The 19,634-nt window shown below is 40.4% G+C and carries 15 protein-coding genes and 1 tRNA gene; 5 read left to right on the top strand and 11 right to left on the bottom strand.

The features are described 5' to 3' along the window. Position 1: 1 nt before the first annotated feature. On the bottom strand, positions 2–595 hold the full coding sequence (locus tag ACFEL9_RS02410) for an arsinothricin resistance N-acetyltransferase ArsN1 family B (protein ID WP_385885812.1): 594 nt from the start codon (positions 593–595) through the stop codon (positions 2–4). A 185-nt stretch (positions 596–780) separates the two neighbouring features. On the opposite strand from ACFEL9_RS02410, the gene ACFEL9_RS02415 reads away from it, so the two are divergent. Continuing rightward, a tRNA-Met gene (locus ACFEL9_RS02415) sits at positions 781–854 on the top strand. A gap of 34 nt (positions 855–888) precedes the next feature. After that, positions 889–1,131, top strand: a complete 243-nt coding sequence (locus tag ACFEL9_RS02420; protein WP_385885813.1) for a GIY-YIG nuclease family protein — start codon at positions 889–891, stop codon at positions 1,129–1,131. Positions 1,132–1,818: 687 nt separating this feature from the next. Here the strand turns inward: ACFEL9_RS02420 and ACFEL9_RS02425 are convergent. The 7 genes from ACFEL9_RS02425 to ACFEL9_RS02455 all read right to left on the bottom strand — a co-directional run bounded on the left by ACFEL9_RS02425 (position 1,819) and on the right by ACFEL9_RS02455 (position 13,269). Continuing rightward, the gene (locus ACFEL9_RS02425; protein ID WP_385885814.1) at positions 1,819–3,171 is read right to left on the bottom strand and encodes an alpha-L-fucosidase; all 1,353 of its coding nucleotides are present in this window, start codon (positions 3,169–3,171) and stop codon (positions 1,819–1,821) included. 205 nt (positions 3,172–3,376) lie between these two features. Continuing rightward, on the bottom strand, positions 3,377–4,591 hold the full coding sequence (locus ACFEL9_RS02430; RefSeq protein WP_385885816.1) for a DUF4998 domain-containing protein: 1,215 nt from the start codon (positions 4,589–4,591) through the stop codon (positions 3,377–3,379). A gap of 18 nt (positions 4,592–4,609) precedes the next feature. Further along, positions 4,610–5,809: a DUF5000 domain-containing lipoprotein gene (locus ACFEL9_RS02435; RefSeq protein WP_385885818.1), complete on the bottom strand. Its 1,200-nt coding sequence runs from the start codon at positions 5,807–5,809 to the stop codon at positions 4,610–4,612. A gap of 22 nt (positions 5,810–5,831) precedes the next feature. Continuing rightward, positions 5,832–7,769 (bottom strand): RagB/SusD family nutrient uptake outer membrane protein, encoded by a 1,938-nt coding sequence (locus ACFEL9_RS02440; RefSeq protein WP_385885820.1) that lies wholly within the window; start codon positions 7,767–7,769, stop codon positions 5,832–5,834. A 140-nt stretch (positions 7,770–7,909) separates the two neighbouring features. After that, positions 7,910–11,314, bottom strand: coding sequence for a TonB-dependent receptor (locus ACFEL9_RS02445; protein ID WP_385885822.1), 3,405 nt, complete (start codon positions 11,312–11,314; stop codon positions 7,910–7,912). Positions 11,315–11,521: 207 nt separating this feature from the next. Continuing rightward, the gene (locus ACFEL9_RS02450; protein ID WP_385885824.1) at positions 11,522–12,631 is read right to left on the bottom strand and encodes a FecR family protein; all 1,110 of its coding nucleotides are present in this window, start codon (positions 12,629–12,631) and stop codon (positions 11,522–11,524) included. Positions 12,632–12,702: 71 nt separating this feature from the next. After that, positions 12,703–13,269, bottom strand: coding sequence for an RNA polymerase sigma factor (locus ACFEL9_RS02455; protein WP_385885826.1), 567 nt, complete (start codon positions 13,267–13,269; stop codon positions 12,703–12,705). Between the two features lie 391 nt (positions 13,270–13,660). Here ACFEL9_RS02455 and ACFEL9_RS02460 point away from each other — a divergent pair, with 391 nt between their 5' ends. Genes ACFEL9_RS02460 through ACFEL9_RS02470 form a run of 3 tightly spaced genes read left to right on the top strand, consistent with a single transcriptional unit; the run spans position 13,661 to position 14,933 of the window. Next, positions 13,661–13,993, top strand: coding sequence for a hypothetical protein (locus ACFEL9_RS02460; protein WP_385885827.1), 333 nt, complete (start codon positions 13,661–13,663; stop codon positions 13,991–13,993). Then, positions 13,983–14,294 (top strand): PAS domain-containing protein, encoded by a 312-nt coding sequence (locus ACFEL9_RS02465; RefSeq protein WP_385885828.1) that lies wholly within the window; start codon positions 13,983–13,985, stop codon positions 14,292–14,294. Before ACFEL9_RS02460 ends, ACFEL9_RS02465 begins: the two co-directional genes overlap by 11 nt. Before the next feature lie 33 nt (positions 14,295–14,327). Then, the gene (locus ACFEL9_RS02470; protein ID WP_385886602.1) at positions 14,328–14,933 is read left to right on the top strand and encodes a sensor histidine kinase; all 606 of its coding nucleotides are present in this window, start codon (positions 14,328–14,330) and stop codon (positions 14,931–14,933) included. A gap of 11 nt (positions 14,934–14,944) precedes the next feature. Here the strand turns inward: ACFEL9_RS02470 and ACFEL9_RS02475 are convergent, their stop codons facing one another. From ACFEL9_RS02475 to ACFEL9_RS02485, 3 genes are all read right to left on the bottom strand, one after another. Continuing rightward, complete coding sequence (locus ACFEL9_RS02475) at positions 14,945–16,363, bottom strand: TolC family protein (protein WP_385885830.1); 1,419 nt, start codon at positions 16,361–16,363, stop codon at positions 14,945–14,947. A 220-nt stretch (positions 16,364–16,583) separates the two neighbouring features. Next, a complete protein-coding gene (locus tag ACFEL9_RS02480; protein WP_385885832.1) occupies positions 16,584–17,270 on the bottom strand; it encodes an ABC transporter ATP-binding protein in 687 nt (228 codons plus the stop codon). A gap of 10 nt (positions 17,271–17,280) precedes the next feature. Further along, entirely contained in the window at positions 17,281–19,629 is a 2,349-nt protein-coding gene (locus ACFEL9_RS02485; RefSeq protein WP_385885834.1) for an ABC transporter permease, read from the bottom strand. Between the last annotated feature and the right edge of the window lie 5 nt (positions 19,630–19,634).

Genomic DNA, 19,634 nt, shown 5'->3' on the forward strand with positions numbered 1-19,634 from the left:
ATCAAAAATCTCCTTCCCCGGGAGATTTTTGATTTTCATCCAATATTTTTTTGATCACTTCATTGCTTAAGGCGTTAAACTTTACAGGCGCCGGCGGCTCGATGGTATAGTCATTTAATTGCAATTGCCACCAGCCAACATTTTTCCACTGACCCAACTTATACCCTACATTTTCATACGTAGCAAAATAGCGAAAACCCATTTTTTCATGAAAAGCCACACTTCGTTCGTTGGGAAGATTGATGACCGCATACACCGTCCTGAATCCCTGTTTCTTTAAGATTGCAAACAAGGCAGCATATAATTGGCTGGCAATTCCCGAACGCAGGTAATCATCATGAATATATACCGAACATTCGATGCTCCATTGATAAGCTTCCCTTTCACGGTACCTTGATGCATAAGCATATCCAACCACCTGGTCGTCTTTTTCATACACCAGCCAGGGCCAGTTTTCCATATAGGAGCGAATCCGGTTGGCAAAATCGGCCACGGCCGGTATAGCTGTTTCAAAAGTAATGGAGGTGCCACGGATATATGGTGTATAAATAGCAAGCAGGGCTGTAGCGTCAGTAGGATTTGCCAGGCGAATCATGGCTTAAAATTAAGACAGTCGTTGTTTCAAGAAAGTCTAAATTTGATTTTCCGTTTTAGGTCAGAATCTTTATTTTTGCCGCCCAATTGGATGCCGGGGTAGCTCAGCTAGTTAGAGCACAGGATTCATATCCGCCGCGGCGGACAGCAGTTAAGTCTGCTGTTCAATTAACGAATAAAATATTTGCCGGGGTAGCTCAGCTGGTTAGAGCACAGGATTCATAACCCTGAGGTCGGCAGTTCAAGTCTGCTCCCCGGTACTTACAAAGGTTCTGATTTCTCAGAGCCTTTTTTATGACCTATACCGTATACATATTGTTTACTCCCCAATTCAATAAACATTATACCGGCTTTACTTCAAATCTTTCCGAAAGAATGAAATCGCATAATGAATTGGGACACGACTGGACCGCTAAATACAGGCCGTGGAAACTTATCTATATCAAAGAATTTGAAACAAAAGCAGACGCACTGGCCTACGAGAAATGGTTAAAAACGGGAACTGGAAGAGATTTTATAAAAACTTTACCGCACTGACCAGGATTCATATCCGCCGCGGCGGACGGCAGTTCAAGTCTGCTCCCCGGTACTTACAAAGGTTCTGATTTCTCAGAGCCTTTTTTTATGACCTATACTGTCTATATATTATTCGCTGAGCAATTCAGCAAGCATTATACTAGCTTTACTTCAAACATTGATGAAAGATTGAAATAACATTACGAATCAGGCAAAGATTGGACAGCAAAATATAGACCCTGGAAACCGATTTACACTAAAGAATTTGAAACAAAAAAAGAAGCTATTCTTTATGAAAAATGGTTGAAGACTGGTATCGGAAGAGATTTTATTAAATCACTACCGCCTTGATAACAGATTTCATATAAATGGCGGCCTTTATTTTTACCGGGTGTACCAACCAGTCAGTTGTATTTAAATTTTCATGTTGCTTACTCCAAGGGTAAATATTATTATTCTGCGCAAAGCTTATATTGAATAATAAACCCGTTATTATCAAAAGTAAAATTCCTGAGTTATTGAACATTCTTTCTCATTAATCAATAAATATAAAGGAAGAAACTTATTCACTCCAGCGAAATATCCCTGCAGTATCATTGCATGTTTTTATTCAATTCTTTCTGACAAAAAGAACCCCACCGTGGCGGGTCTCTGCTGTTCTGCTTGCTCAAAACGATTGCCTCTTATGAGAAAAATATACCACCGGCTTTATTCAAGCATTAATTCAATTACCGGTATCTCTATGTTTGGTTTTTGCTCAGGCAGTAGAAGCACAATATCATTACCACTATCGCTCTTTTTTATTTTTATTTCGGAAGCATCATGCAAAAACTGTGCGTACTTCATTTTGTTTTTATAACCTCCCAGCGTTAAACTATGTGTTGCCGGATATTTCATCAGGTGTATATACAATCTTTTTGTTTTTGGATTGTATGTGAGTAAAGTATTTTCTGGAACATTAAAGCTTTCCGGTGCATCTTTACAACCATAAACAGAGCGGCTATTATACTTCATCCAAATGCTTAAACTGTCCAGGGCCAGCCGTGCCCGATAGTCGAAATCACCTCTTGCGGTTGGACCAACGTTCAAAATTAAGTTTCCATTTTTACTTACTGAGGTAATCAGCAGTGTCAATAACTGGTGATTGGTTTTCCATGAATGTTCGTCCCGGTAGTAACCCCATGATCCGGAAAATGTTTGGCAGGTTTCAAATGGCATTGCATCAGTTGTTTTTTTTAACTCGGAAGGTTTTACCTGCTCAGGCGATTTGAAATCAGCTCCGTCAGCATATTCACCCAGGTCGAGTCGGTCGTCCACAATAATACCCGGTTGTAATTTGCGGATCATTTTTAATAACTCAACTGAACCCCAATCGTTTTTCCCTTTTCCGTATTTACCCGGATAAGAAAAATCAAGCCACATGATATCTATTTTGCCGTAGTTGGTAAGTAATTCACGCACCTGGTTGTGTAAATAAGTTTTGTATTTGTTCCAGTCCTTCCCTTTGTTTAAACGGGCATAACCTGTATCGGAATTTTCTTTCAGTCTTTGGGGATGAGTGCCATCAATAGTAAAATCAGGGTGATGCCAGTCGATGAGTGAATAATAAAAGCCAACCTTAATACCTTCTGCTCTGAACGCAGCTATCCACTCTTTTATAAGGTCCTTTTTTATTGGCGTGTTGGTTGACTTGTAATCAGTATATTTTGAATCGAATAAACAAAAACCCTCATGGTGTTTGCTGGTAAGCACGGCATATTTCATTCCTGCGGCTTTTGCCATCTTCGCCCACTCTTTCGGATTGTACAAGTCGGGATTGAAATTGTCGAAATATTCCTGGTACTGTTCGTTTGTCAGTCTTTCATGCTGTTTTACCCATTCATGTCTTGCAGGCAGGGCATATAAACCCCAATGGATAAACATACCAAAACGGCTGTTTGTCCACCATTCCATTCGTTTTATTTTTTGTTCGGATGTTTCATTAAAAAGTTTTTTTGTTTGTGCCTGTACCAGCATTGTCTGAGACAGCAATACAGCTATTATCAATTTCAGTTTTTTCATATTGCTTGTTTAACAGATGATATAATATGTTAGATGTAGGTAATATTTTTTTTGGGTGCGGAGCTTGTTGAGTTCATAAAAATAACGGCAGCTCCGCATTACGTTGAAGTTCGTGTCAATTTATATTTGAGCTTGATTTTAAAAAGAGCCCCGCCGTGGCGGGGTCTCTGCTTGCTCAAAACTAACTGCTGCTTATGAGAAAGAGTTAAGGGTTATACCAAAATGAAATTTCACTCATATGAGATTCTGAATTATGATTATCTACCGTATGTAATACCCGTATACGGATATATCTGAATTTTTGCCCGGAAGGATTATTAAGGCTCCATTTCAGTCCCTCAATTCCATCATCAGTTCGGGTAATATTTGCCAGCAATGTCCATCCTTTGGCAATAGATTCATCCTTCCATCCGGCATCAGTGGAAGGCAATGTAGTAGCGGCCCCCGTAATATCGGCAATGCCCCACACTTCAAATTTATCCGGGTTATGGCATCCACAGTCTTGTCTTCCCCATTCAGCAAATTGAGTAAGATTATACAATTCTCCCAGGTCAATGGTAAAATGCTGTGGCATAGGGTCCCACCAACCGGAATGGTATATATTAGGATATCCCGCCGGGGAACCATCCCATATTTTTGAAAAGTTGGTTCCATAAGCATCTCCAGTAATATCATTGGGCAGGTTAAACTTTGTCCATCCTGCTTTGCTCACCGGCACATTTTTAACCATCACCGAATCTTCTGCATTGGTAATAAATGTATCAATAGCTATTGATACCGGTTTATAGGATGATCGTAAATAGATATAGGAGCCCAATTTATAGTTGGGAAGGTTAGTCGAAAAAGAATCAGCACTTACGGTTGTGGTTCGTATTGTATTGGTATTATCGGTGTACCGCACAACTGTTTCAATATTTATTGTGTCAGCTGCTATAAAATTTACAGTAACAGAACCATCACTATTAAGCACAGTAGCGTTGGATATATCAAGCCCCCGGTTATACAAGCTATTCTTATATAGGGAGCCATAAGCCTTGACAGGTGGTAGTATTGTTGAAACCGATTGATTTCCTGCATCATCCAGTGAATAGATAGTAAAATTATAGCTTGATTCCGCCAATTGATCGATGTATAGTTTTAAAGTGTCCCCGGTATTAAGTGATTTCGCATCAACTTCTTTAGAACCAGCCCCGTTATTCCAGGTGATTCGATATTTTTTTACCCGGTTATCAATTCCATGTATCCAGGCAACCAATACTCTGCCGTTGCCGGGAAATGATTGAGCGCCTACTACTGCACCGGGATATATTTTTTCACCCGCATCTGTATATTTTTTATAGTCATCAGGTTTTTGGCAGCACACTAACAGTATGGTGCTTACGAGCAGACCAATGATAGTATAATGATTTTTTCTTATCATAATTCTTGATATTTAATGTTATTGAGGATTCCCCCAAAAAGTAAGTTCGCAGGCATGAAAGAAATCAGTATTACTCCAGTTTTGATGTATCTCCATCCTGATATACCTGACAGCAGGGGCAGATAAAGGAAAAACAAATTCTTCTCCCATTCCATCAACACCCATTGCCTGTAGTTTGTCTTCTTCTGTAATTACTCCCGCAGGCTTGCCCGATGGTTTTATGGATTCACAATCCCTCAGTTTCATCCATCCATTCCAGCTTCCCGAAGCATCCGGTGTTGAGGCTGTGCCCCACATGGTCCACTTCCTCGGATTTCCGTGAGCAAATAACCACCCCCCCGGCCTTTGCATTATTTTAAACCGGCTCAATTTTGTTACCATACCCAAATCAAAAGTAAAGCGGTGTGGTTGTGGGGTAGATCCCTGCAATGTATGAAACCCCGGTTCGCCAAATTTACCATCCCACATATAATTCATTTCCCAACCCCATGCTGAGGCTTGATCATCGGGAAGCCTGTATTGCCGGAATTTTGTTTTATCTAATATTTTTTCTGCCATAGGCGTCACTGTTACAAACAACGTATCGGAATAGTTATTCCAGCGGTCTTTAATATAGGCGCCAAATATTCTTTCCGTGGTATCAAAGCCCCTTACCGAAAAAGAACCGTCTTTAATTTGCGTATAAAAAGTTTCCACCGGTACGAATTCATTATTGTGGTCTTTAGTTAAAATGACTAAGGCAATTTTGGCCTCATCCGGATTGTTGAACGTAACATTCACCCCGCCAAAATCTTCAGCTATCTGTAAGGAAGAAGCAATTATCCTGTACGGTGGGGTTGTAGGATTTACTTTTACGGTTACCGGCTCCGACCTGTTTTCACTCCTGTCAACCGCATATAAAGTGACGCTGTATTCACCAGCTTTATTAAAGCCATCAACCTGGATGGTATCACTATAGCGTGAAGTTTTTGCCTGTCTTGTTGTAGTGATGTTAATAGAGTATTCAGCCATCACATACTGCAGGTCGGCATCCTTTGGCAGGGTATAGGTAATAGAAGCGGCGCCGGGGAGGTTAGTTACTTGTACATTCGTAACCACACCGGGCTTGATACCGTCTTTTTCAATAGGTCCCTGCGTGTTCATGTCTGGTTTATTACAGCCGGCAATAACCGATGATGTAAGTATAAGAACCAGCAGATAATTAAATATTATTCGCATAAAAAAAATTTATCAGTAAAAATTACCATCCCGGGTTCTGCACCAGGTTTGGGTTAACAGTAATTGAATTTTCAGCTAAAGGCCACAAATAGTTTTTGGTGGTAAACAAAGGCGTAAAAATTTGTTTTACCCGGTAATAATTCTCGGCATTCTTTTGTTCAATATCCCATCCTTTTATAGGCATATTCAAATAGAGGTCTGCTTTTTTCCAACGCAGGATATCCCAGTAGCGTTTGCCTTCAAATACCAGTTCTATCATTTGTTCCCTTTGAATAATGTCACGCAAACCTTCTTTGGTAGTGGGTTTACCCGGGGTTTTTGAAAACCCTGCCCAGCTTTGTACCACTCCGTTTAAGCCAGCTCTGTTACGCACCATATCAATCCATTGATATGTTTCCCCCCCGGGCCCGTTGACTTCATTTAATGCTTCCGAATATAGAAGATATAATTCCGCAAGCCTTATCACCGGCCAGGGATAGTCACGCACATTATATCCTTCGGAGTTACCGCCAAAGTCGTTTTTATAATTCACCAATTTTTTGGGCCAATAGCCGGTAACTGAATACAAACCACCACCTAACCTGGCACCCAATTGTCCGCCTTTGGCTTGCAGGTACCAGGTTTTTGAATCATTATACAATCCGTGGCCATACCAGATACATCCGTCAAAACCCAGGTCAGCATAATAGCGGGGCTCCCGGTCAAAATTTAATTGTACCGTTTCATAATCTTTTTTAATATAATGCCTGTACTCATCGGTGCCAACTCTTAATTTGGTAAAGCGGTTTGCATAATCATAACTATTATCTTCTTCAATGGGTACACCATTGCTGCTGTAAAACATTTCAGCAATATGGAGCGGAGGTGCATACATGGACCGGATAGATTCATTGGTAGAAGGCGGTGTTCGAACGCTGGAGGGATCACCGGAAGTAAGCCTGGCCTGGCTCAACGCTTGTACCCACCACTGTGCGGTAGTATTTGACCCCCAAATAATTTCAGGGTTCCACTTTTCTGAAATAGCGCCACGTACATTCATGGTCACTTTAGTGGAGTCGGTCATTATTTCACCTGATGGGGTATCAAAATAAAATAGTTCTGCCCCTATCGCATGGGCCGCTTCAATAGCTGCTTTGCAGGCTTCGGCTGCTTTTTGCCATTTTTCAGCGGAATAGGTAGGATTAAATAACTGGACACCTGCCTTGTCTTTAAAATTGGCGTAATCAGGGTTTCCGTTAAACAGGGGGCTTGCTGCTGTAACCAACACCCGGGCTTTTATACTCAGCGCAATAGGTTTGGTAAGGCGCCCCAGTTCTGAAGACTCATTAAAAATTTTGTCAGGCAATTCAGGCAGGGCTTCATCTATTAATTGATCAATATAGCTTACCACGGTATCTATTGGCTCCCGTGAAGCCCTTACCTCTTCTATTGATGCGGATACCGGAAGGTTTTTGCGGATAACAGGGATAGGCCCATACATGCGCATCAGGAAAAAATGATAATAGGCTTTTAATACTTTAACCTCGGCCACCCATTTCTTTTTTTCAAAATCACTCAGATCAGGAACCTTATCCACATTTTCCAAAAAAATATTACACTCCCTTAGTGCCTGGAAATAAGGTTTGCCACCATTACTGCCGTCCCAATAGTTTGCAAACGGATTTACCACATTTTGTTCGCCCCTGGCAATCCTGTAAAGACCAGGATCAAAATAGAGACCCGGAGGATAAATAGTCGCCAGCTCGTCGCCGGTCATAAATCCCGGATCAGAACCCTCACGTCCGAATAAGGGCAAATTATTATAACAGGTAAATAAATATTTTTCGGCTTCAGTACGCATCCGGAAGGCATAGTCAATGGTGCCAATATTATCCGGAGCCACATCAAGGTATTTTTTGCATCCGGTAGCCGTAACGAGTATCACGAAACCGGTGATTAATATTCTTAGATACTTTTTCATGTGTTAATTTTTATTGTTCGTTGGTCACATGGAATCTTGCCTGTCGGCAGACAGGTTCAACATAAAAATTTTCATCGCTCCTGATATAAATTGCTCGAAAATTTTTATGCCTCATTTCATTAATGCAGTATTAAATGCTTTTAAAAATTAAGGTTTATGCCAAGGTTCACCACTTTCTGAACCGGGTAACCAAGCCCGTTGCCACCCATTTCAGGATCCCAAAGCTTAAACTTGCCAAACGTAAACAGGTTAGTACCGCTGAGGTAAACCCTGAAATTGGTAATCTTATACCTTTCCAATAATTTTTTAGGCAATGTATAACCGGCTTCTAAAGTTTTTACCCTCAAAAAGCTACCATCACGCATAAACCAGGTGCTGGTTTGATTATTGTTATTTATCGGTGTTACTGAAAGCCTTGGCCAGAGTGCATAAATGTTCCTGTTCTCTTCTGACCAATGGTTATCGGCATACGCCTTGAGCAGGGCATTTTCCCCAACTCTTCCGCCATTAATACCACCGCCGTCATAATTAACGAATGGTGCGGTAGCCCAGGGATCAATCCAAAAAGATTCCCTGGCCAATCCCTGCATGAAAATGGAAAAATCAAAATTTTTGTACCCTGCCGAAATGCCTCCGCCATAGGTAATTTCTGGTGTAGTAGGGTTGCCAATAGGCACCCTATCTAAATTGGTTATCTGCCCATCGCCATTTACATCACGATACTTGATATCGCCTGCCTGGTATAGCCCAAAATTCTGATGGGGAGAATTTTGAACGTCTTTTTCGTCAATGAACAAACGTTCCGCTATATACCCCCACGTCTGGCTTATAGACTGGCCTACATGCGATAAATATTTTTCAGCATAGTCCGGTTCTTCATATTTGGAAAACTCACCTCTTGCGTATGTGAGGCTAGCCCTTGCGGTAATCCATAAATTTTTGCCGAAATTTTGTGTATAATCCAATGAAAGATCAATACCCTGTGATTTGGCTTCGCCTACATTTGCCTGGGTTTCTACAGACAACCCCATCGTAGTGGGAATAGAAGCTCTGCGCATTAAGATGTTCTTCCGTTGCTGCTGATATACTTCCGCTACGATGTTAAATTTCCCCAGTAAGCTCAGCTCTATAGCCAGGTTGGTCTGGTACGATTTTTCCCAGGTTATATTGAGGTTGGGGTAACGGGAAATGGAGACACCGGGCCTGTTGTACCCGTTATCATATCCAAAAGAAGCGCCTCGGTCACTATTAACCAGGTTAACACTTGATAAATAAAAGAAACGGTCCTCGGATCGACCAATAGCGTCATTACCCACAAGGCCATACGAACCTCTTAGTTTTAACTTGTTGATAAAATTACTATTCCAGAACTTTTCATTGGAGACCACCCATCCCAGGCCGATGGTAGGAAAGAAACCGAATTGCTTGTCTTTATAAAATCTTTCTGAACCGTTATAACCAAAATTAAATTCACCAAAATACCGGTTGTCGTAAGAATAAGAAGCTCTTCCTGATAAACCTATGTTTCTGTGTGGCAAAGAAGATTGCAGATCCAGGTTTGTTGTAGTAGCAAGGCTTTGCTGCATGGTATAAACCAATGTGCCCCCTATATTATGTTTGCCATTGAATATACGGCTATAGTTCAGAGTAGCCTGGGCATATAGATTTGTATTCAGATTTCTGGCCCTGTTGCTTGGCAACTCCCTGATATCTTCGTGGGCTTCGGGGCCTTCGTTCTCGTTAAGCCATGACAAACTATACCTGTCAGCAGCATTATCATATATCCCTACATTATAATAATAAGGGCCATAAGCTCTGGATACCTCAAAATAGGAATACCTGTTGGTACTGAAGAGTCCCCGTAAGGTAAGACCTTTGGTAATGGCCGAAAGGTTCTGGTTTAATTCAAATTGTGCCAGCATCCTGGATTGGGAATATTCTTTGTACCCTCTTAGCATATCGGCATAAGGGTTCATATAAAAAAGATCTCCGGACCTGTAGTTACCAAATAAAATATGTTGTGCAGCAATATTGGCAGAATCGGCAGGATAAAACGGAGCAAACAGCGCCGGACTGGATCTTAAAGCTTTAAGATATACACCCGTTCCTCCATCTATAGGCCCCTTATAGTCATCAAAGGTTCCATACATTCTTATTACCAGCTCGGTCCTGGATGTCACCTGAATATTTACATTGGAACGCAACTGGTAACTGTTGAGCTTTACGTTGCTGTTGAAATTATTTCTTTTGTCAACGTTTAAAATACCATGGTCAATATTATAGGTTCCTGCCACATAATATTGAGCCACCTTACCGCCCCCGGTTAAACTCATATTAGCCCTTTGGTTGGAAGTACGTTCTTTAAACATCAGCTTAAACCAATCTGTGGTAGGATAGGCGTACTGGTTGTCTCCGGCAACGGTATGATCAATTTTATTTTGTGAATACAGAATACTGGCTAGGGGATCTCTTGTTAACTGGGCTTCGCTATACAACTGCATATGAGTGATAGGGTCAGCAATTTTGAGTTTTTGGGTAGGCGACGAAATGGAATTCTCTATCCGTATATTAAATTTCGCTTTGCCTTCTTTTCCATGCTTGGTAGTTATAAAAATCACCCCGTTGGCCCCCCTGGCGCCATACAGCGCTGTGGCGCTGGCATCTTTCAGAATTGAAAAACTTTCAATATCATCAGGTTGCAAACGGGCTAAATCAGTAGTGGTCAATTCAATATTGTCAATTAATATCAACGGGCTGCCGCTCCCATTTCCAAAAGTGGTAACACCTCTTATAAAGAATTGGGCATTGTCGGCACCCGGCTCTCCTGATCGCTGATAAGCTATCATACCGGCTATTTTGCCGGCGAAAGCGCTGGTAAGATTGCTGCTGGGGATTTTTAATTCTTTTGCAGAGATAGAAGTAACCGAACCAACAACAGCTTCCTTTCTTTGCTTTTGTCCATACGCTACTACTACCACATCTGATAAAGCTTCAGCCTCTACCAGCATGTTTACGTCTATGGTAGCATCATCACCGACTGTGACGGAGATGGTTTTATAACCCACCATCGAAAATTCCAGCACTTCACCACGGCTTGCTTCAATGATAAATAAACCGGCAGCATTGGTAGATGACCCCCGGTTTGTACCTCTTACGGTTACAGAGACATTGGCGATGCCCTTACCTGTGCTATCGGTTACTTTACCGGTAATATTTTTAAATATTTCCTTACTAATGGGTTCATCTGCCGTTGGAAAGGAAAGTATGACAAGGTTATTGTTACTTACTTTATACAAAATGCCGGTTCCTTCCAACAACCGCTTCATTATTTCATCCAGGCCGGCTTTCTGTATCCTGAGACTGATTTTCTTTTTCTCAAAAACAGGATTGTCATGATAAAGAAACCGGTAGTCCGAATTCTTTTCAATCATCGCCAGCACATTTCTCAACGGTTCCTTTTTGACCGATAAGGAAATGTCCTGGCTAAATGCCAACGCACTAAGGTGAAGGCTTAACGTGGTAGCGATAAGCAGCGAAACTCTCATAAAAAACAGCAATTTTGGGGATTGCCAAAACCTCATCTCATTGCAGTGAGTTTTGGATAAATTCATACTTTTATATTGTTAAGTTGAGCAATAGGGAACCTGGTTACAGCCTGTTCCCGGTTTACTTAGTAAGGGGGATGTTACAGCATCTCCCTTTTTCGTTGTTGTCAGATCATTAAATCATTTTCATTTTTGAGATTAACAATATTATTTGCTGATAAAAACTATTTTGTTTTCAATCTTATAATGAAAGGGAACCGAACTTCGCAAAGCTTCTAATGCTTCTGCCAATGTTTCATTTGAAAAAGAACCGGTAAAAATCAATTCACTGATAGTGGGATCAGTGAATTCGATTCTGATATTATAACGTCGTTCCATACTCCGGGCCAGGTCGGTAAATGCTTCGGAACGAAAGACCAGTTTGTTTTGCAGCCAGGCTGTTTCAGCATAACTGCTGTCAACCGGGTCTGGTTTCATGTTGTCAAGCGAAATTGTTTCTGCTTCATTTAGAACTTTTTTATCGTCCGGCAATTGCAGCAATTTATTATTGCCCTTTTTGCTGATAATTATTTTTTCATTGGGTCGTAACAGTATTTTTCTTTCCGGGTCTTTTTGCGAAATCAATTCGATAATACCTGTAAACAGGGCCGCCTCTATAGTAGAATCTTTCAGATAAGCTTTCACATTAAAGGTGGTTCCCTTTACCCAGATATCAACAGTTCCTGCATGAACTACCAGGGGCATATCAGGGTTCTTCCGGATATCAAAATAAGCTTCACCGGTTAGTTTGATCTCCCGTGAACTGATACCAAATTCCTTATTATAACTTAGCTTGCTACCTGCATTTAAAACGACAACAGAGCCATCGGGGAGATTGACCGTGGTTTTAGACCCGGCATCCGTTTTTATTTCGTTCATACTGGCCATCTCTTTACCATGTCCATTTTTTTTCCAGAAAGGAAACCATACGATTGTTACAAAAAGAAGAACAGATGCAAGTATTGCTACACCTATCCTTATTCCCTTTCTTCGGTTGCGAAATGATGTTTCCCTTTCATAATCGCTTATTATAGTTTCATTGCTATCTTGTTCGTCTCTGATACCAATAGTTTCTTTGATGGCATTTATACTTCTTCTCTTCATTGCCTCATCAGAAACAGGTTTGAACGGAAGCTCCCCAAAGCGGGACAACAACTCATTTAACTGGAAGGCGTCCCGGTTTTCACGTAATAGTAATTCCAGTTCTTCCAGCTCTTGTGATGAAATTTCGTTATTGAATTTCTTGGCTAACAGATCCCAGATGCGGTCTATAGACATTTTAGTATTCTTCCTTTCTATAAAGGAGTGAGAAGAAGTTGTTTTACCCCTAAACAGGAGAAAAAAAAATTTTAACGGGAAAATGCAGGAAGTAAAAAAGGAATGGATTGACTTAGTTTTTTCAGGGCGATACTCATTTGCGCCTCAACCGTTTTGACTGAAAGACCCAGTATCTCAGCTACTTCGCGGTACTTCAGGTTGTTTTCCTTTACCAATAAAAAAGTAAGCTTGCATTTAGGTGGCAGTTGCCGTATAGCAGCATTGATACGGGCTACCATTTCAGATGAGACCAGCATGTCTTCCGGTGTTCTTTCTATATGCAGGTCAAATTGCTGTATGTCTTCTATACTTGTAACCGGCGCTTTTATGGATTTAAGATAAGTAAAGGCTATGTTCCTGGCACAAACAAAAAGATATACTTCGGGATTTTCAACATTGCCTATTTTTTTTCGGCTTTGCCAAATTTGAACAAAAACATCATTAGTCAATTCTTCAGCCACTTCTTTGTGATGAGTTATAGAATAAATGAGTCTGTATAAGGGATGGAAAAAAAGGGCATGCAATTCCCATAAAGCAGATTCGTTTTCCACGCCAGTTAAACGCAGGAAGAGACCCCTGGCATTTTCTTTTTCTCTCATACGGCAGTTGTTGCAATCAGCTATTATCGATGTTAATTCACAATCCGGAGCAATTTTCCGTGTGCATTATAATAATACATCACAATATCAATTTTATACTTCAATCTTTTGCATGCCCTTTTATCCTATTATAATTCAATTTTAACTTTAGTTCTTTGTCTGCACCCACTACTTGATCTAAAACTATCATGCAGTCCTTTTGCCATTAACTGTTTCTTTATTAAGAATTCGAAACCCAAACGGACGAAAAACTTAGAAAATCAGACTCCGGTACGCAAAGGTTCTGATTTCTCAGAGCCTTTTTTTTATGCTCCCCTGTAATTCCATAAATTGCCATTGTAACCTGCAGTTTTTCATCTGCGTTGCCGCATAATTACGTAAACCCTTTCTTATGCTTTCCAAACTATCCCCTCCGGCAAGACTTGGACTTTACTACTTTCTCTTTGGCGCCATTTGGATAGTAGGCAGCGGCAAAGTGGCTGAATGGCTGGCCAACGATAATACAAACACTCTTCAGAAAATTGAAAATTATAAAGGACTGGCCTTTGTACTGGTGTCCTCGCTGTTTATTTATTCAGTAGCTTATAATATCTACAAAAAACTAATTCATTCACTGGAGACCAACCGGGACATGCTGAAAAAGTATAAAGCAGTGATGAATGCAACAAAAGATGGTATGTACGAATACGATATCCTGACTGAAACTGTCAAAAATGGGAAATAACATTGATGAGATTTTGGGAACTGAAGTATTACAAAACAAAAATGGAGTGTCTTACTGGGAAAACCATATTCACCCCGACGATAAACAACAGGTGATGGAAGGTATAAAAAGAGCCTATATGCCGGGACACCAGTTTTGGCAGGGAGAATACCGGTTTTTAATTCCGGGTAAAGGATACAGGGAAGTAATGCACCGCATTTATTTGCTGAAAGACAGTAACGATAAACCCTATAGCATTATTGGCGCCCTGCAGGATATCAGTGAGTACCGCCAGTTACAGCGTGAGTATCACAATCAATAGCTAAGAAGTAAAACTGAGATCACCCGAAATATCATAAAGGCTGAAGAACGAGAGCGAAACAGGTGGGCGGAAGAATTGCACGACAATATTGCTCAAACGCTGGGTGTGGTAAAATTACATGTTGGGATGATCGACAGCCATTCTGAAAATGAAAAAGAAATACTGAAAAAGACGACTGAGCTGATCCAGCAATCAATAACTGAGATCAGGCACCTCTCCGCCAACCTGAAGCCTCCTGTCTTCAAAGAGGAAGGGCTAAAAGAATCGATTCAAAATTTAATTGCCAATATCCGACGGGTAAAGGAATTGAAATTCTCGTTAATCGTGGATGATGAAAAAGTTAATCAATACCTGAATGATGAACAAAAATTAATGATCTATCGTGTAATACAGGAACAATTAAACAATATCATCAAGTATGCCGAAGCAAAAAATGTATTGATAAAAATAGACATAGACGCTCCGCAGGTGGAAATACAGATAAAGGATGACGGAGTTGGTTTTGATGCTGGTAATCTTGAAAGCGGTATCGGGTTAAAAAACATTCGCAGCAGGCTGAACCTTTTCAATGGCAAACTATCGGTTATCTCATCACCCGGTAAAGGATGTGAATTACGTTCCGAATTTTCAATGAATTAAGGAGTCAACCTTTACCACAATTGTTTCCCCTGGTAATAATCCAGGATTTTCGTTCTTAACACATAATCATATTTGGCAATGATAAGGTTGATGTTGGCCCTGTCCAGGTTGTTTTTGGCGGTAAGGTAATCAATTGAGTTGCCAACCCCTGAGTCAAACCGGATGCCCGCCGCCCTGAATGATTCATTGAATGCATTTACCTGCTCCAGGATCGTCTTATAACGGTCCGAAGCCGTATTCATATTGATATAAGCCTGGTCAATGGCCTGGCTTAGCTGTGTCTTTGTTGTGTTGGCAGACAGTTCACGGGTCTTATAAATGATCTGTGCCTGCTTAATGCGATTTCGCTGTTGCAAGAAGTTGAAGATAGGAATACGCAGGTTAAACCCAAATGAAGTATACAGGTTATTATTCAGCTGGTCATTATAATTGATTTTACTGCTGCTGAAATTATCCTGCTTGTAGATTACCGGCGATGGAGTTCCATTTATCATTACATAGTCATTGGAAGTTTTGTCGGTTGTATTCAGGTATTTACTCTGCATGGCTACACTTGAATAACTGGTGCTGACACCACCCTCGAATCGCAATACAGGGAAAAGCTGACCTCTTGCTACCTTGATAGCTTTTGCTGCGCTTTGCTTGCGCAATTCAGCGGCTTTGATCATCGCCAGTTGCTCCAATGCCGTTTGATAGATCTTATCCGGTGTCTCTTCATAACGATCAGCAAAAGATGCGGGATCTATCTTTTCCAAAGCAAGATCCTTGTTGTAAGGTATGTTCATCAACTGGCAGAGACTGATTTTTGCTGTCTCCAATAAATTTTGAATGCTGATAATTGATAACTGGTCACTGGCATACTGTCCTTTCAGATCAGAAAGATCAGATGGCTTGATGGCGCCTTCTTTGTTCAAAACTTCCAGCCGGTCTACCTGTTGCTTTGACAAAGCCGCCTGGTTTTTGGCCTGTTCCAATTGCTCTGCATTGCTCACCACCTGTAAATAAGCAAGGATAATATTAATAGTAAGATTATCTTTTTCCTGCTGCCAATCCATTTTGGACGCCTGGTAGGTTAATGAATTTTGCCTGATCGAATTCTGAATGGACAATCCATTGAACAAGGTAATACCACTACTCGCACCATAGTTTGACGAATTGAAAGATTGAGTAACGGGTGAATTGGTAAAAGGATCAATACTACGCCCCTGGTTAAAACTATGTCCTGCATTCGCATTGAGATCTGGAAAAATATTTAGCCTGGACTGCTTCCAGTTAGCTTCATCGCTTTGCAACTGCAATTCTCTTTGTCTTACATCAAAATTATTATTGATACCCGTCTCTACACATTGCTTAAGTGTCAGGGTGGTTTGACCCATGGCCTGCAATGAAAATGCTATTAATGCTAATCCTATAAACTTCTTTGTGTTCATTATCCCTGTTATTTAAAATCAATGGCTACTATTGGTGATACTTAATCAAATGCATACCAAGTTTCAGAGTTATTGAAAAATAACGTGTTAGTGAAATGCAGCGCCTTTCACCTGTCCGGTTTTGATACAGACATTGTTCGTTTTCGCAACGTTAACCGAAAAATTTTATGGTTTATCGATGATCTCAGGAAAAGTATTGATAGCATAGAACTGTCAACTGTCAACTGCCAACTGCCAACTCCACTCTCTTTTCCACCATACCATCCAGCAAGTGAATGATGCGTTTACCATAAGCTGCATTTTTTTCGGAGTGAGTAACCTGTATGATCGTTACGCCTTCTTCATTCAGTTGCTTAAAAAGATCCATGATCTCTTCACCTTGTTTGGAGTTGAGGTTGCCGGTAGGCTCATCGGCTAATAATAATTTGGGTTTCGCTATCAGTGCTCTTGCTATGCCCACTAATTGTTGCTGGCCACCGGAAAGCTGTGCGGGGAAAAGGTCCTTCTTCCCTACTATCTGAAACCTGTCAAGCATATCCGCCACCAAAGCTTTTCTTTCCGATGATTTTACATTTTGGTAAATAAGTGGAGTTTCAATGTTTTCATAAACCGTCAGTTCATCAATCAGGTGATAAGCCTGGAATACAAACCCGATGTATTGCTTGTACAGGGCTGATCGCTGTTTTTCTTTTAGTTTATGTACAGATTCATGCAAAAAGTTATATTCGCCTTCATTGAATTCATCCAGCATGCCGATCACATTCAATAAAGTTGATTTGCCTGAGCCTGATGGCCCCATAATAGAAATAAACTCCCCTTCTTTTACCGACAGGTTGATATCCTTCAAAAGAAATGTTCGGTTATTACCGGTATTTACCCATTTGTAGATATGTTTTAATTCGAGCATAATTTTATTTTTATTCAGTTCTTAATGATTTTACAGGGTTTACTGAGGCAGATCCAATAGTTTTTATCGCAATTGTAAACAACGCAATGAAAAATATCAGGCAAAAAAGAAAGATCATCAATCCAATATTTACTCCATTATTAAAGGCAAATAAATTTATAAAGAAATATCCCGCTACATAGCCTAACGGAATACAAATAGAAGCGGCAATCAAAATTAATTTTACAAAGCCTGCGGAAAGTTCCTTTACAATTGTTACAACAGAAGCACCCATCACTTTACGGATGCCGATTTCCTTAACACGTTTTTCTGTATTGTAGGTAACCATGCCGATCAAACCCATAATAGCAATTACAAAAATGATAAAGCAAACCATACCCATAAATTTCATATCTGCACCCGGATAATAACGTTCATACACTTCCTTTTCATAATTGGAAAAAGCAAGCTCTTCGTAAGGATTATATTTTTTCCATATCGCCTGCATTTTTGCTTTAAACGGCTGCTCTGCTACTGCACTTTTTGTTTTTATACTCAGCACATGAAACTGTGCCGGGTTATACTGCATTATTAAAGGCGATACCCGGAACTGGTAGAGGAAATAACAAAAATCTTTGACAACACCATTTATTATCACTTCTTTTGAATCATTCAAAATAATTTTTTTACTAATTGCTTCCCGTGGCGTGCCTAAGCCTAGAGCAAAGAGAGCCTGTTCATTAACTACTACAAAGTTTGAAGCAGAATCGCTGTTACTTTCAGGAAGATTTTTTCCTGCAACAAACTGCAGGTTCATATTGGCAATAAAATCAGCATTGGCTGCATAATAACTGGCAGAACTGTTGTTGCCCTGCTGATCATTTTTGACAGTACAGGTTGCACTTGTGCCTCCAAAAGGCGTTGAAACAAGCCCGACCCTTTCAACATCCTTATTATTTGAAATATCGTTTTTTAAAAGCTTGTAATTACCATTGGCAGATACATTGTAAATATTTCTGCGATTGAAGTTTTCATTATCGGTAGCCATGTATTTAAACTGGCTGTACAAATTTGCAATCAAAAAAATGAAACAAGCTGTAACCACAAACTGAATTACCACGAGACTTTTACGAAAATTTATCTTACCAAAAGAAGCCGGACTGACTGCTCCCTTCAGCACCTTTACGGGTTGAAATCTCGACAATATTCTTGCAGGAATTATACCCGCCAATACACCAATTAAAATGGCAAATAATATAAACACCACCCATAATATAAACTGATTGTCCACCTCCCAGGTGATCCAGTTTACATGCACAAACTGCTGCATAAATCTTAATACTACGAAACCCGTCACAAGCGATAACAATGCAATGAGTATAGCTTCACAAATAAACTGCCCGATTAATTGATGGCGCAATGCACCTGACACTTTGCGTATACCTACTTCTTTCGCCCTGCTTAAAGAACGGGCCAATGTAAGATTAGTATAATTAAACCCGGCCAATAAAATAATCGCCATTGCTATGGCCAGGTTAACTGATAGTTCCAGTACAGATTCTACTCCCATATTTCCCCTCAACTCCTCAAAGGCAGGCGATATTTTTGATAATTTCTGTCGCCGGAACTGAATTGTTTGTTTGGCCTCTGCATTCTCTTTGTTACTATTAGCAGCAAGTGTATTTATAGCAGCATCAAGGTTCCCGATTTTGGTGTTTTCTTTTAATAGAACATACGTGTAGCCAGGCAAATCTGTTTTGGAAACATTTCTATGCATCCGCTCATAAGTAGCCATTGAGATCATCGCATCTGTTTTGAGATGTGTGTTTTTCTTAAAGGGCTTTAATACACCGGTGACCTTTAGTTCCCCATAATCATGATGCGAAAGCGTTTTGCCAACAGGATCTGCATCGCCAAAAAATATTTCGGCCTTTTCGTGGGTAAGCACGATTGAATTCGGCGCTACCGGCAACGTGCCTTTTTCGAGATAGAACCCAAAAATGTCAAAGAAGGAAGGCTCCGTAAATAATACGTTTACCCTGATTGTCTTAATTCTGTTGGTAAGTTCCCATCCCATTTCCCCGATTACATTTGTTGATTGCTCAACAAACGGATAATCTGTTTTTAGCGTACGGGCTAATGCAAAAGGTGTAGCAGCATATTTTATTTTATTACCATTCGCATCTGTCACATCTGTTATTATCCTGTACGTTCTATCGGGATGCGGATGAAAGTTGTCATACTCATACACGTTCACTACCTGTATCAGTGAAAGCAAGGCGAATGGAATAGCTAAGCCCAACCCCATAATGTATATAAAGGAAAAAAGTTTATTCTTCCAGAGGTTGCGCCATGCAATTTTAAAATAACTTCTGATCATAAGTT

Origin of the sequence: Terrimonas alba, assembly GCF_042434975.1 — a bacterium.
GTDB lineage: Bacteria > Bacteroidota > Bacteroidia > Chitinophagales > Chitinophagaceae > Terrimonas_B > Terrimonas_B alba.